This window comes from Paludisphaera sp. (assembly GCF_037189885.1).
In the GTDB taxonomy this organism is placed as follows: domain Bacteria; phylum Planctomycetota; class Planctomycetia; order Isosphaerales; family Isosphaeraceae; genus Paludisphaera.
This window is the reverse complement of sequence record NZ_JBBCIR010000004.1, coordinates 198,938-213,356: the sequence shown is the minus strand read 5'-3', so window position 1 is coordinate 213,356 and position 14,419 is coordinate 198,938. Positions and strand designations below refer to the sequence as shown.

Below are 14,419 nucleotides of genomic sequence, written 5' to 3'. Positions count from 1 at the left end.
CAATGGCCACGCCGCGCGTGATCGTGCTGAGGGCGCCCGGGACGAACTGCGACGAGGAGACCGCCGAGGCCTGGCGGCTCGCCGGCGCGCGGGCGGAGACCTGGCACGTCGGCCGCCTGCTGGAGGAGCCCCGCACCCTCGACCTCTTCCAGATCCTGACCATCCCCGGCGGCTTCTCCTACGGCGACGACCTGGGCGCCGGCCGGATCCTGGCCGTCCACCTCGCCCGCGGCCTGGGGGACGCGCTCCGGCGGTTCCACGACCGCGGCGGGCTGCTGATGGGCATCTGCAACGGCTTCCAGGTCCTGGTCCGCTGCGGCCTCCTCCCCGGCGACGACGCCGACGGCGCGGCGACCCTCGCCACCAACGACTCCGGCCGATTCGAGTCCCGCTGGGTCACCCTCCTGCCGCGTCCCGGCATCTCGCCCTTCGTCGACTTCGACGAGCCGCTCGACCTGCCGGTCGCCCACGGCGAGGGCCGCTTCGTCACCAGCGACGCCAAGGAGCTGGACGCCCTGGACGACGCCGGCCGGATCGTCCTGAAGTACGCCGACGCCGACCTGGAGCCTACCCAGGAGTACCCCGCCAACCCCAACGGCTCCCGCCTCGCCGCCGCCGGGATCTGCGATCCCTCCGGCCGCGTCTTCGGCCTGATGCCCCACCCCGAACGGTTCGTCTCCCCCCTGCACCACCCGCGCTGGACCCGCCTCGGCGACAAGCTCGGGGCGGAGGGCCACGGCCTGAAGGTCTTCCGCGGCGCCGTCGCGGCGCTGGCCTGACGGCAAGACGGCTCGATCATCGCGGGGCGGTCGCCTTCGTGACCAGCTCCGCGATCGCCCGGTCGAGCCTCGCGCCGGCCATGTCCAGGTAGTCGTTGTGCTCGGCGCGGTCGATGATCAGCGTGGCCGGAGGCTCCGGGCAGGCGGCGACGAGGCGCTCGAACATCGCGAAGGGGACGATGCGGTCGCGGCGGCCGTGGCCCAGGAGGATCGGGCGCTTGACCGTCTTGATCTTCGCGAGGCTCTCGAACTTGTGCTGGAACAGGAAGGCGGGCGGGGGGAGGGGGAAGATCGTCCTCGCCATGTCCATCGTGCTGGTGAAGGTGCTTAGCGCAAACAGGCCGGCGACCTCGTGACGCGAGGCCAAATCGATCGCCACCGCGCCGCCGAGCGACCAGCCGCCGACGACGACTCGCCCCGGCGGGAATCCCCGCGATTTCAGGAAGGTCAGGCACGCCTCGCCCGCCTGGCGACAGCCGATTTCCGAGGGCTTGCCGCCGCTCATCCCGTATCCCAGATAATCCGGGATGACGACGTTCAGCCCGAGCCGGCGCAGGCGGTCGAACTCCAGCCGCGAGTACGCCAGGCACATCGCGTTGCCGTAGAAGAAGACCACGGCGGGGCGGGATCTGGCGTCGTCGAGCGGCCGGCCGTCGGCCGACAACGCGGGGCCGAACAGGGCGACGACCTCGCCGCCCGGCGTCGGCAGCCGCACCAGCTCCTCGCCGGGGCCCGCGCGGACGACGGCTTCCGGCAGCCCCTGGGTGGCCGAGCCGGGGAAGATCATGTTCGCCTGCGCGGCGTAGAGGGTGGCGAAGAAACCCACGACGGTCAGCCCCGCGAGCGTTGCGAGCCTTCGCGCCACGCGCGTCGGCCGCGGGCGGGCCGCGCGGGCGCGGTCGGGATCGCTCGGGAGCCGGGAAAGCGTCGGATCGATGCCCATGCGTTCCCCCGGCTCATGATTCTCCTAACCCTCGGCCTCGTCCGCGTCTTCCCCGAGTTCGGTCCGCGGAGCCGACCGGGGCCGCGAAGTAGAGTCAGTTTGGCCGCCCGCGGGGCCCGACGCCATACAATTTTCTCGCGGCCCGATAGCTCGGCCTTGGTTATCGCTGTCGGCGCGGTCGAAGACGCCTGGGAAGGGCTCCCGGGATGCCACGGGCCCTGATGAGGCGTGGCAACTTCATCGTGAGCGAGCGGCGTCCCGGATGCTTCCCTTCTCTCGCGGCGGTCTCGACACCGGAGCGTGGGACCTTGGCTTCCGACGAAGGGCCCTTCTACCAGGGCACGACCCGGGCGCTCGCCGTCGACGGAGCCCGACGCCGATCCCGGTGGCCAGGGCCGTCGCCAGCAAGGCCGCCGATGACGGCTCGGGCACGACGGTGATGACGCCGAACAGGCCATTGGCTTCATCGTCCGGCCCCGCCGTGAAGTAGACCGCGTCGGCGGAGCCGCCGCGCGACCCGTTCCCCACGGTCAAGGACCATAGGCCGTCGATGCTCAGCGGGTTGCCCGACGCATCCCTCAACTGGTCGATGAAGGTGCTGGAGGCGAGGTCATAGGCGTTGATGCGGCCGTCTCCGAAGTTGCCGACGAGCAAGGAGCCGCCGAGCGAACCGAAGGAGTCGGGCGCGATGGCCATCCCCCAGGGGGCGTCGAGCGGGCCCTGCGTGGCGACTCGCCCGATGAAATTGCCCTCCAGGTCGAACTTGCTGACGAAGCCCAGGCCGACGCCGGTCTCCTCTTCGCCCCCGGAACCCTGCTTCGCGTAAGCGACGAAGATCGTGCCGCCCAGGTTCTGGACGTTGAAGGGGGCGAATCCGGACGGGAGGCCGGGATCCTCGAATCTCCCGGCGAGATTCGGGGCGTCCGGGTCTCCCTTGATTACGTCGATGGTGCCGGAGCGAAATTCGGCGGCAAGCAGGTAGGAATGGTCTCCGATGGTCGCGAACGCGGCCCCTTTGTACACGTTCGAGGGATCCCCGGTCTGCAAGATCTCCGCGCGGTCCCCGAGCGCGCCGCGCCAGCCGGAGATGGTCCCGTCCTCGGAGACGAACAGGAAGTTATCGCCGTTGAACGAGCCGCCCGGGGCGCCGGAGGTGTTCACCTGGCCGGTGACCGAGCCGTCGCCCGGGATGATGACCGTCAGGTTGACCTTAGTGGGGATGTTGGCACCGTCCACCGAGTAGAGGGTCGACGTGCCGGTCCCGTTGTTCGAGACCCAGACCGGGCTGGTCGGGCCGAAGGATACGCCCCACGGATTTACGAGGTCGGGGTCCTCGAGCCTCGCGACGCCGGGCTGATTCGAGACGAGGTTGGTCGGCACGAAGAATTCGGCCCGCGTCCCGGTCGACGCGAGGAGGCCCGAGGCCCCGAGCAGGACGGTTCGCACGATGTTTCGCATGGGATGACCGCCTCCGTGGACGTCATGGCGGAGCGAAGGAACGCCGGCGAAGCCAGGGCGAGGTTCCGCCTCGGGGCGACGGAGGAGCCGAGGCCCCCTCTCGAGGAAGCCTAGGAGCGTCCGCGACGAATATGATGTCGTCGACGGATCGGAACGCCCGTGGGCCCGGCGACCGATCCGGGATACCACCGAGTCACGAAAACCACAACAACATATTCTTCATTTCCGAATATTTCGAATGAACCCCCGCGGCCCCTCATGATGATCGGCCTTCCGGAGAGGCGGGGGGTTATGACGGCGGAGTGCGTTCGAGCCGGCGAGGCCGCCGGGCGTGGCCGTCGACGATCGACCCGGGGAGGAGGGGCCGATGGGCTAATCGATTCGCCCGAGGGCGCGGGGGGGGGGAGTGCGTCAGGCGGCGAGGGGGCGTGGCGGCCGGGGTGAATGAAGCGAGCCGGGGCCGACCCGGAGCCTCGGTGAGAGGCCTCGCGTCGGTCCCGGCTCGTTGCGCCGGTCGCCCGAGGGGGGGCGATCAGATGCCGTTGCCGAAGGAGGAGTCGCGGTGCTCGGGGGCGGCGTTCTCGTGCGCCGTCTCCTTGCGGTGGGCGACGTGGGGCCCGCGGAGGATCGACTGCCCGGCGCGGGCGTGCTGGGTGTGACCCCGGAGCGGCCCGCGACGCAGCGGCGGCTCGGCGGCGTGGGCGGCCGGGGCGTGCGTCTCGTACGGGATGTCGTAGTCCTCGGCGTCGTAGTCGTCGTAGCGCGAGACGTAGCCCGGCATCTTGGCCCGCTCCAGCTCCTCGGCGTAGGAGGAGAGGACGGCTGCCTGGATCTTCTCGCGGCACATGGAGTTGATCGGGTGGGCGATGTCGGCGTGCAGCTTGGCGCGGCCGTCGGCGTCGCGGAGGGCGCGGCTCTCGTCCAGGCGGCAGCCGCACTGGTTGCAGAACCGGCTGCGCAGGTGGTTCTTGGTGCCGCAGTTGTGACAGCGGTCGGTCAGCTTCCGGGAAGGCATGGCCACGAAGAAGCCCTTGGCCCCCTCGATGATCTTCAGGTCGCGGATGACGAACATGTCGTCGAACGTGATGCTGCAGAAGGCTTGCAGCCTCTCGTTGCTCCCGGAATTGTCTTCCATGAGCTTGATGCGAACTTCGGTGATCTCCACAGCCGGTACTCCTTTACGAGGCGTTCACTGCTCAGGGGCCGCAGGTCACGACCCGGACCAATCCTAGTCCGAGCGGCTTGAGGACGTCCGCGGCGCGTCCCGCGTCCTCGGCGTCGCGAGCGAGGCCGAAGTAGGCGGAACCGCTGCCACTCATCAGGGACCCGCACAGATGCGAGCTCAATCCCGCCAGGGCGTCCCTCACGGAGGCCAGCTCCGGTCGGATCGCCTCGGCGACGGGCTGGAGCCTGTTGAACAGGCAACGGCCCAGGGCTTCTGGGTCCCCGAGCGCCAGCGCGTCGAGGGCGGGGCCCATCGGACGCGGCGTCTCGGGGGGTGTCAATCGTCGATAGACGTCGGCCGTGCTCAGGCCGACTCGGGGCGCGACCAGGACGAAGGTCAGGGAGGTCGGCAAGGTCAGGGGCTCCACCAGCTCGCCCCGGCCGCGGCAAGCCGCCGCGGGGCCGTGCTGGAAGAAGGCCACGTCGCTGCCGATCCCGGCCGCCAGCTCGGCGAGCCGTCCCGGGGGAATGCCCAGTCCCCAGAGGCGATCGAGGGCCGCCAGCGTCGCCGCCGCGTCGCTCGAACCGCCGGCCAGTCCCGCCTGGGCCGGGATCGCCTTCTTCAAGGTGATCCTCGCCCCCGAGCGGACGCCCGCGGCCAGCTTCAAGGCCTCGGCCGCGCGGACCACCAGGTTCCGGCCGTCGACCGGGAGGCTCGGGTCGTCGCACTGAAGCGAGATCGCCCCGGACTCGTCGTCGCGGAAGGTCAGCTCGTCGAACAGGTCGACGGCCACCATCAGCGACTCCACCTCGTGGTAGCCGTCGGGCCTGCGCCTCGGCACCTCCAGGAACAAATTCAGCTTCGCCGGCGCGAGGGCTTCCACGCCGTCGGCGATGGGACGGACGATCATGACGCGGCCGCTCCCCCGCCCCCCGCCCGCGAGGGAGCGGGAGGGCCGGATTCACGAGCCGCGTCGAGAGCGTCGAAAACGAGGGGGACCACGGCCGAGGTCGGCACTCTCGCGAACCAGGTTGAATGGCGGCGGTCGGTCGTCAAGGCGGTCGTCCTCTTCGCTTCGGGCCTTTCCGGGCCCCGTCGTGCGGCAGTTTCTATCCCGTCGCCCCGATCCGGGCAAGAGCGATTCGGCCCGTAAATCGAAATCCCGTCGGCATTCACGACGACGGACTTTTACTTTTTTTCAAAGCCCCGCCACGACGCCGTTTCCGAGCTTGCACCCCACGCATTCCCCGTTCTCGCCGCGATGGATCGACCGATGGAAAGGCCGCGCCGCCGGAACGCCTCGCCTCGCCTCCCGGTCACGAAGTCCCGCCCCGTGTCGGAGAGCCTCGCCCCGCCAACGATCCCCGAAGTTGGCTTCGTTCGCGCGCCCGATTCTCGCTTCTATTCGTCGTAAACCCCCAATTGATCAATCATTGCAACCAATACGAGTTGGCTTCGTTCGTCATTTTCGAATGACTTTTTCGCCGCCCGCCCCAGGCCAACTCGCCACGCCCGGTCGGGATACGGACGAGCGCGACCCCATCGTGGCCTCGTCGCTCTCCAGGCGTTGCTTTGTCACCATTCCAATCGCCAGGGCTACGCGATACGCGTTTCTCCACCATGTAGTGCTATACAAACCGCGTCCAGAGAATGCTGGGCACCATTATCTGGCGTTCGGGGGCCGGTGCAATTTCCATAAATCGTTGGGCGGTAAACACCATACGACAACTCGAAAATTCTCCTTCGCGATACACAGGCGGGTCACCTCGTGGACAACGTCCCGGGCACGCGCCTGACAACATCGCGGTGGGCTGTCGCCGTCTAGGCCTGGTCTCGACGCAATGCCAGGGCCCGGCCTACCTTGGAGATGCGATGGGTCGATTCGAGTCCGATGCGGTTCGGCCCGACCATGCTCTCGACGGGCCGCGCCCGCCGTTTCGGCCGACTCCGACCAACCCGAGCCGCGAGACCGACATGCCAGAGATCCCGCGCCGTGACGCTTTCCAACTCGACAAGGCCCTCCTCGCGGCGCGGGACACGCGACGGCTTTCCGTGGGCGCGGGAGTCCGTCGGGCGACGCCGGCCGAGTTCGCCGCGACGTTCGGCGAGGTCCCGGCGGCGATCGTCGCCGACGTTAACACCTTCGAAGCCGCCGGCCGCGACGTGCTGGATGCCTTCCAAGCCGCCGGGGCCGCGCTCGTCGAGCCGTTCGTCTTCGGCCCCGACGTGCATGCCGAGTTCGGCGACGTCGAACGGCTGGAGGAGGGGTTGCGAGGACGCGACGCGGTGCCGGTGGCCGTCGGTTCGGGGACGATCAACGACCTGACCAAGCTGGCGTCGCATCGCCTCGGCCGCCCTTACATGGCGGTGGCGACGGCCGCCTCGATGGACGGCTACACGGCGTTCGGGGCGTCGATCACGCGCCATGGGTCGAAGCAGACCTTCGACTGCCCGGCCCCCAGCGCGGTCGTCGCCGACCTGGAGGTGATCGCCGCCGCCCCATCTCCGATGAATGCCTGGGGCTACGCCGACCTCCTGGCGAAGAACGTCGCCGGGGCCGACTGGATCCTGGCCGACGCCCTCGGCGTCGAGCCGATCGACCCGGGCGTCTGGGAGACGGTCCACGGGAGCCTCAAGGCGTGGGTCGCCGACCCGTCCGGCGTGGCGCGGAACGAGCCCGCCGCGCTGGCGAACCTGATCGACGGCCTGATGATGAGCGGGTTCGCGATGCAGGCGCACCAGACAAGCCGGCCCGCCTCGGGCGCCGACCACCAGTTCAGTCACCTCTGGGACATGCAGGACCATACTCACGAGGGCGTTGCGCCTTCGCACGGGTTCAAGGTCGCCGTGGGGACTCTGGCGTCGACGGCGCTGCACGAATTCCTGCTCGACCAGAATGTCGAGGCTCTCGATCTCGACCTCGCGGTCGCCTCCTGGCCGGAGTTCGACCGAGTCGAGGCGCGAATCCTGGAGTTGTTCGGGCCGGGGGCGCTGGCGGATAAGGCGATCGAGGAGACCCGCGCGAAACACCCCGCGCCGGACGAGCTGCGCGATCAGCTCGTCCGCCTGCGCGACGCGTGGCCCGACCTGCGAGCACGCCTCGCCGAGCACCTCATCCCGTTCGAGGACGTTCGCGAACGCCTTCGGGCCGTCGGCGGCCCGACCGGGCCCGAAGGGGTCGGCATCTCGCGCGACCGGCTACGCGTGGCCTATGATCAGGCTTATTACATCCGCCGACGCTTCACCAACCTGGATGTCGTCCGGCGTCTCGGGCTGTTCGACGCCGCGATGGACGGGATTTTCGCGGCGGGCGGACGGCTGGGGGCGTGAGTCGCGATTCGGGAATTTCGAAATTAGCGCCAACGGCGTCCGATTCGTCCCCGTAGCATCTTGCGGATCGATTGGCCTGTTTGATAAAAATTCGACCTGCTCCCAGGCATCAACGCAATCCTGGCACCGGGATGGCGTGGGCGGATGGGGGAGGATTTCCGCGCGACGGCGGTCGCCATCGGCCGCCGCCTTCCGTCTCGCCGCCGTAGGGGCCTCGCGCCCGGTTCGCATCCCGCCCCCGGTCCCCTGGAGGATGTTTCCCATGGCCGAATGTCGAGGCCCGTTGAGCCGTCGCGGATTCCTGACCGTGGGGGCGCTGGGGATCGGTAGCCTGACGCTCGCCGACCTGCTCCGCGGCCGCGCCCGGGCCGACCAGAAGCATTACGACCCGATCGCGGCCACGGCCGACTCGGTGATCCACATCTTCCTGCCCGGCGGCATCGCCCACCAGGAGACGTTCGACCCCAAGCCGTTCGCGCCGATCGAGTATCGCGGCGACATGGGCTCGATCGACTGCAAGATCGAGGGGGAGCGGTTCAGCGAGACCCTGCCCCAGACCGCCCAGCTCGCCGACAAGCTCTGCGTCATCCGGTCGATGACCCACGGCGAGGCGGCCCACGAGCGCGGCACGCACAACATGTTCACCGGATATCGGCCCAGCCCGGCTCTGGTGTATCCGAGCATGGGGAGCGTGGTCTCGCACGAGTACGGCCCGAGGAACAACCTGCCGCCGTACGTCTGCATCCCCCGCGCCCCGAACGTCTACGCGGGGACGGGCTACCTCAGCTCGGCGTTCTCGCCGTTCAGCCTGGGGAGCGACCCGGCGTCCAAGGGCTTCAAGGTCCAGGACCTCGACCTCCCCGCCGGGATCGACGACGGCCGCTCCAACGCCCGGCGAGGCGTCCTGGACGCCGTCAACGACTACTTCCGCAGGCGCGAGCAGAGCGACAACATCGCGGCGATGGACACGTTCTACGACCGCGCTTACAGCCTGGTCAGCTCCCAGCAGGCGCGCGAGGCGTTCAACATCGAGGCCGAGCCGGCCGCGATCCGGGACGAGTACGGCCGCCACCCGGCCGGCCAGCGGATGCTGATGGCCCGACGGCTGGTCGCCGCCGGGGTCCGGATGGTGACGCTGGAGTACGGGAGCTGGGACCACCACTTCAACATCGTCCCGGGCATGAAGAACCAGATGCCCCCGTTCGACCAGGCGTTCTCCGCGTTGATCCGCGACCTGGACCGCCAGGGGATGCTGGAGCGGACGCTGGTGATGGTCTCCAGCGAGTTCGGCCGGACCCCGAAGATCAACAAGGACGGCGGCCGCGACCACTGGCCGAAGGTGTTCAGCGTGGTGCTCGCCGGCGGCGGCGCGAAGGCCGGGTACGTCCACGGCGCCTCCAACGCCACCGCGACCGAGCCCGAGCGCGACCCCGTCGGCCCCGAGGACCTGGCGACGACCGTCTACCACATGATGGGCATCGTCGCCGACAAGGAGCTGATGGCCCCCGGCGACCGCCCCATCGAGATCGTCGACGGCGGCCAGGTCGTGAAGGAACTGCTGGCCTGAGGCGAAAGGCGCCGCGCGGCCCCCTCCCCCGGGGGGCCGTCGGCCGCGCGCCCGCCGGCATCCGATCGCGCGTCCCGTCGGAGCCCGCCCTCGACCGATCCCCCCCCGAGATCCCCACCATGCGACGAGCCCGCCCCGCCTCTTCCCTCCTCGCCACGCTGGCGACGCTCCTGACGCTGGCACCGGCAGCCTTGGCCTCGACCCCCAGCCTCGGCGCCGTCCGGCCGATGGGCGGCCAGCGCGGGACCGAGGTGGAGGTGGTCTTCTCCGGCGCCCGGCTGGGGGACGCCCAGGAGGTCCTGTTCTATCAGCCCGGGATCGAGGCGAGCGAGATCGCCAAGGTCGACGACAACAGCTTCAAGGCCAGGCTGAAGATCGCGGCCGACTCCCCGCTGGGCTTCCACGACCTGCGCGTCCGCACCGCCACCGGCGTGAGCGAGCTGCGCGGGTTCAGCGTCGGCGCGATGCCGGAGGTCCAGGAGGCCGAGCCCAACAACGACTTCGACGCCCCGCAGGCGATCGCGATGAACTCGGTCGTCAACGGCGTGGCCGAGAACGAGGACATCGACTACTTCGTCGTCGAGGCCAAGAAGGGGGAGCGGATCACCGCCGAGGTCGAGGGCTGGCGGCTGGGGATCACGCTGTTCGACCCCCACGTCGCGATCCTGGACACGAAGCGGTTCGAGCTGGCCTCCAGCGACGACGCCGCCCTGCTCTGGCAGGACGCCTTCGCGTCGATCCTCGCGCCGGAGGACGGCAAGTACGTCATCGCCGTGCGCGAGAGCGCCTACGCCGGCAACGGCTCGTGCCTCTACCGGCTGCACGTCGGCGACTTCCCCCGGGCGACGGGCGTCTTCCCCCCCGGCGGCCGGCCCGGCCAGTCGATCGCGGTGCGATGGATCGGCGACCCCGCCGGCGAGGCGACGTCCGACGTCGTCCTCCCGGCCGATGCTCGCTCCGGCTGGGGCCTCCAGCGCCAGGACGAGCGGGGGCTCTCCCCCTACCCGAACGCCTTCCGGCTCGCCGACCTGGAGAACGTCGTCGAGGCCGAGCCCAACGACGATCAGAATGCCGCCACGCCGTTCACGGCCCCCGCCGCCCTCAACGGCGTGCTGGCCAAGAATGGGGACGTCGACCACTTCGTCTTCACCGGCCGGAAGGGCCAGGTGTTCGACTTCAAGGTTTACGGCCGGCAGCTCCGCTCGCCGATCGACTCGGTCCTGTACCTCTCCAAGAAGGGGGGCGGGGCGATCGCCAGCAGCGACGACGCCGCCGGGCCCGACAGCGCGTTCCGCCAGGCCCTGCCGGAGGACGGCGAGTACGTCGTCTGGATCGCCGACCAGCTCAAGAAGGGGGGCGAGGACTACGTCTATCGGATCGAGGTGACGGCTCCCGAGCCGAAGCTGGCCATCTCCACCCCGGCCGAGCAGATGATGCTCGGCACGCCGATCATGGCCGTCGCCGTCCCGAAGGGGAATCGCCAGGCGATCCTGCTGCAAGGGAGCCGCGCCGACTTCGGCGGCGAGGTGCAGTTCGACGTCGCCGGCCTGCCGCCGGGGGTCGAGGTCGAGATCCCTCCCCTGGCCGCCAGCCAGGCCCTGGTGCCGATCCTGTTCACCGCCAAGCCCGACGCCGCCCCCGCCGGGGCGCTGGCCACGGTGACGGGGAAGTCGGTCGACCCGAACGTCGCGGTGAAGTCGGAGTTCGGCGCGCTGTCGTCGTTCGTCCTGCTGCCGAGCAACGCCGGCGTCATCCTGTGGTCGCGCACCGTCGACCGGCTGGCCGTGGCGGCGACCGAGGAGGCCCCGTTCTCCATCGAGGTCGTCCAGCCCAAGGTGCCGCTCGTGCGGAGCGGCCAGATGGGCCTGAAGGTGAAGGCGACCCGCAAGCCCGACTTCAAGGCGGCCATCGCGGTCTCGCTGCCGTGGAACCCGCCCGGCGTCGGCTCCGGCGGCGGGGTCGCGATCCCCGAGGGGCAGGACGAGGCCGTCATCCCCGTGAACGCCGACGGCAACGCCGAGCTGCGGACGTGGAAGATCGTCGTGAACGGCACGGCCGCCGGCCCCACCGGGCCGATCACCGTCTCCTCGCAGCTCGCCGACCTCACCGTCGCCGCCCCGTACCTCGGCCTCGGCTTCCAGGCCGCGAGCGTCGAGCAGGGCCAGGAGACCGACATGGCGGTGACCGTCGCCAAGAACGTCGACTTCCCGGGCGAGGCCACCGTCACGCTCATCGGCCTGCCCAACAAGGCCACGACCGACGCCAAGACGATCACCAAGGACACGACCGACCTGATCTTCCGCATCAAGACCGACGCGGCCTCGCCGGTCGGCAAGCACGCGGCGCTCTTCTGCCAGGTCGTGGTGACGCAGGACGGCGAGCCGATCACGCACAACATCGGGTCGGGGACGCTCCAGATCGACGCCCCCCTCCCCCCCAAGGCCGACGCCCCCGCCCCCGCGCCGGCCGCCGCCGAGGCGCCCAAGCCCGCCGAGGCGCCCGCCAAGCCCCTCAGCCGGCTGGAGAAGCTCCGGCTGGAAGCCAAGCAGAAGCAGCAGCAGGCCGCGGCCGAAGCCCCCGCCCCCTGACCGGCCCGCCCGACGCCCGAGGACCGGACGCCCCGACCCCGATGAGGACGCCTTCACGATGAACACGCCGATCGCCGCCTTGACCCGGGCGCTCCGGGGGACACTGACGAGCCTGGTCCTCGGCGCGCTCACGCTGGGGGCCGCGGCCGGCGCCCCCCTGGCCGACCTCCCGGAGGAGCCGTTCGCCCCCGAGCCGGCCCCGACCGCCGGCCTGGTCGAGATCCAGGTCTACCCCGCCGCGATCGACCTGACCACCGCCCGCGACCGCCAGTCGCTCGTCGTGCTGGGCTTCTACTCGGACGGCCTCACGCACGACCTGACCGGCGAGTCCTCGTACACGCTCGCCGACCCCACGCTCGTCGATCGCCAGGGCGCGACGTTCCGCCCGAGGGTCGACGGCGAGACGACGCTGACCGTGGCCTTCGGCGACAAGTCGGCGACGGTCCCGGTGAAGGTCGCCAGGGCGACGGCCTCCGACCCCCTGGGCTTCCGGCTCGACATCATGCCCGTCTTCCTCCGGGCGAGCTGCAACACCGGCAGCTGCCACGGCTCGGCGCGCGGCAAGGACGGGTTCCGGCTGTCGATCTTCGGGTTCGACCCCGACGGCGACCACCACCGCCTCACCCGCGAGATGCCGGGCCGCCGGATCAACACGGCGGTCCCGGCCGACAGTACCGTGCTGGAGAAGTCGATCGGCGCGGTCCCGCACACCGGCGGCAAGCGGTTCGAGGTGGGCGACGACCTCTACAACGCGCTCCACGAGTGGATTTCCAACGGCGCCCCCAACGACGACGTCTCCAAGATCCCGACGGTCGTCTCCGTCGAGCTCTATCCCAAGAAGGCCGTCATGGACGGCAAGGGGCGTCGGCAGCAGCTCACGGTCGTCGCGCGGTACTCCGACGGGACCGACCGCGACGTGACCGGGCTGGCCCTCTTCCAGTCCAACAACGAGACCTCGGCCGCCGTGTCGCAGGACGGCCTGGTCGTGGCCGGCGACCGCGGCGAGGCGTTCGTGATGGCCCGCTACGACGTCCACACGGTCGGGAGCCAGTTCATCGTCCTCCCGAAGGGCCTGGAGTTCACCTACCCGGACGAGTCGACCGGCAACTACATCGACGAGCTGGTCGCCGCGAAGCTCCAGAAGCTCCGCATCGCCCCTTCCGAGGTCTGCGACGACGCCACCTACGCCCGCCGCGTCTTCCTGGACGTCGTCGGCCTGACGCCGACCGTCGAGGAGCTGGAGGCGTTCACGGCTTCGGACGACCCCGACAAGCGCGGGAAGCTCGTCGACGAGCTGCTGAAGCGCAAGGAGTTCTCCGAGATCTGGGTGAGCAAGTGGGCCGAGCTGCTCCAGATCCGGACGACGATCACCGTCAGCTACAAGTCGATGTTCCTGTACTACAACTGGCTCGTCGAGAAGCTGTCCAACGACATGCCGATGGACGAGATGGCGAGGGAGCTGCTCTCGGCCAACGGCGGGACGTTCAAGAACCCGGCGACGAACTTCTACCAGACGACGACCGAGACGCTGCCGCTGACCGAGAACGTCGCCCAGGTCTTCATGGGCATGCGGATCCAGTGCGCCCAGTGCCACGACCACCCGTTCGACCGCTGGACGCAGAACGACTACTACGGCTTCGCGGCGTTCTTCTCGCAGATCGGCCGCAAGGCGGGGGAGGACCCGCGCGAGCTGGTCGTCTTCAACTCCGGCGGCGGCGAGATGGCGCATCCGGTCGGCGGGCGGGTGATGAAGCCGAAGTTCCTCGGCGCCGAGGAGCCGGACACGGCCGGCAAGGACCGGCGCGAGGTGCTGGCGGAATGGCTGGCGTCCCCCCGGAACCCCTGGTTCGCGGCGTCGTTCGCCAACCGCGTCTGGGCCCACTTCATGGGCATCGGCATCGTCGAGCCGGTCGACGACTTCCGCGTCAGCAACCCCGCGTCCAACCCCGAGCTGCTCGACGCGCTCGCCCAGCGGTTCACGGAGAGCAAGTACGACCTCAAGGCGCTGGTGAAGGACATCTGCACCTCGAAGGTGTACCAGCGATCGACCCGCCGCAACGAGAGCAACCAGGCCGACGAGAAGAACTTCGCCCACGCGCTGGTGCGTCGGATCAAGGCCGAGAGCCTGCTCGACACGATCAGCCACGTCACGAACACCAAGGACAAGTTCCAGGGCCTGCCCGTCGGCGCCCGCGCCGTGCAGATCGCCGACGGGAACAGCTCGACGTACTTCCTGACCACGTTCGGCCGCGCCACCCGCGAGACCCCCTGCTCCTGCGAGGTGAAGATGGAGCCGACGCTCTCGCAGGCGCTCCACCTGATGAACGGCGACACGGTCAACTCCAAGATCAAGCAGGGGGGCGTGATCGCCGAGCTGATGAAGCTCCCGACGCCCGAGGAGCGGCTCGCCAGCCTCTACCTCCGCTGCTTCTCGCGGCGACCCTCGGACGAGGAACTCGCCAAGTTGACGCCGGTCCTGGCCAACGCCCCCGACCAGGCCGAGGCGCTGGGCGACGTCTTCTGGGCGCTGCTCAACAGCCGCGAGTTCCTGTTCAACCACTGATCCGGCCGACCACGCCCGCCGTCCCC

Annotated in this window: 9 protein-coding genes; 5 read left to right on the top strand and 4 right to left on the bottom strand. The window is 69.9% G+C overall.

Annotation, left to right across the window (positions count from 1 at the left end):
- Positions 1–2 precede the first annotated feature (2 nt).
- The gene (gene purQ / locus WG209_RS01475; protein ID WP_337173213.1) at positions 3–779 is read left to right on the top strand and encodes a phosphoribosylformylglycinamidine synthase I; all 777 of its coding nucleotides are present in this window, start codon (positions 3–5) and stop codon (positions 777–779) included.
- A gap of 16 nt (positions 780–795) precedes the next feature.
- Here the strand turns inward: purQ and WG209_RS01470 are convergent, their stop codons facing one another.
- The 4 genes from WG209_RS01470 to ispE all read right to left on the bottom strand — a co-directional run bounded on the left by WG209_RS01470 (position 796) and on the right by ispE (position 5,255).
- A complete protein-coding gene (locus WG209_RS01470; protein ID WP_337173212.1) occupies positions 796–1,722 on the bottom strand; it encodes an alpha/beta hydrolase in 927 nt (308 codons plus the stop codon).
- Positions 1,723–1,959: 237 nt separating this feature from the next.
- The gene (locus tag WG209_RS01465; RefSeq protein ID WP_337173211.1) at positions 1,960–3,180 is read right to left on the bottom strand and encodes a TIGR03118 family protein; all 1,221 of its coding nucleotides are present in this window, start codon (positions 3,178–3,180) and stop codon (positions 1,960–1,962) included.
- Between the two features lie 532 nt (positions 3,181–3,712).
- Positions 3,713–4,345, bottom strand: a complete 633-nt coding sequence (locus tag WG209_RS01460) for a SpoVG family protein (RefSeq protein ID WP_337173210.1) — start codon at positions 4,343–4,345, stop codon at positions 3,713–3,715.
- A 31-nt stretch (positions 4,346–4,376) separates the two neighbouring features.
- On the bottom strand, positions 4,377–5,255 hold the full coding sequence (gene ispE / locus WG209_RS01455; protein ID WP_337173209.1) for a 4-(cytidine 5'-diphospho)-2-C-methyl-D-erythritol kinase: 879 nt from the start codon (positions 5,253–5,255) through the stop codon (positions 4,377–4,379).
- A gap of 1,064 nt (positions 5,256–6,319) precedes the next feature.
- Here ispE and WG209_RS01450 point away from each other — a divergent pair.
- The 4 genes from WG209_RS01450 to WG209_RS01435 all read left to right on the top strand — a co-directional run bounded on the left by WG209_RS01450 (position 6,320) and on the right by WG209_RS01435 (position 14,393).
- Entirely contained in the window at positions 6,320–7,675 is a 1,356-nt protein-coding gene (locus WG209_RS01450; protein WP_337173208.1) for a sn-glycerol-1-phosphate dehydrogenase, read from the top strand.
- 262 nt (positions 7,676–7,937) lie between these two features.
- The gene (locus tag WG209_RS01445; RefSeq protein ID WP_337173207.1) at positions 7,938–9,242 is read left to right on the top strand and encodes a DUF1501 domain-containing protein; all 1,305 of its coding nucleotides are present in this window, start codon (positions 7,938–7,940) and stop codon (positions 9,240–9,242) included.
- Between the two features lie 119 nt (positions 9,243–9,361).
- Positions 9,362–11,830: a peptidase gene (locus tag WG209_RS01440; RefSeq protein ID WP_337173206.1), complete on the top strand. Its 2,469-nt coding sequence runs from the start codon at positions 9,362–9,364 to the stop codon at positions 11,828–11,830.
- Positions 11,831–11,888: 58 nt separating this feature from the next.
- On the top strand, positions 11,889–14,393 hold the full coding sequence (locus WG209_RS01435) for a DUF1549 domain-containing protein (RefSeq protein ID WP_337173205.1): 2,505 nt from the start codon (positions 11,889–11,891) through the stop codon (positions 14,391–14,393).
- Positions 14,394–14,419 lie beyond the last annotated feature (26 nt).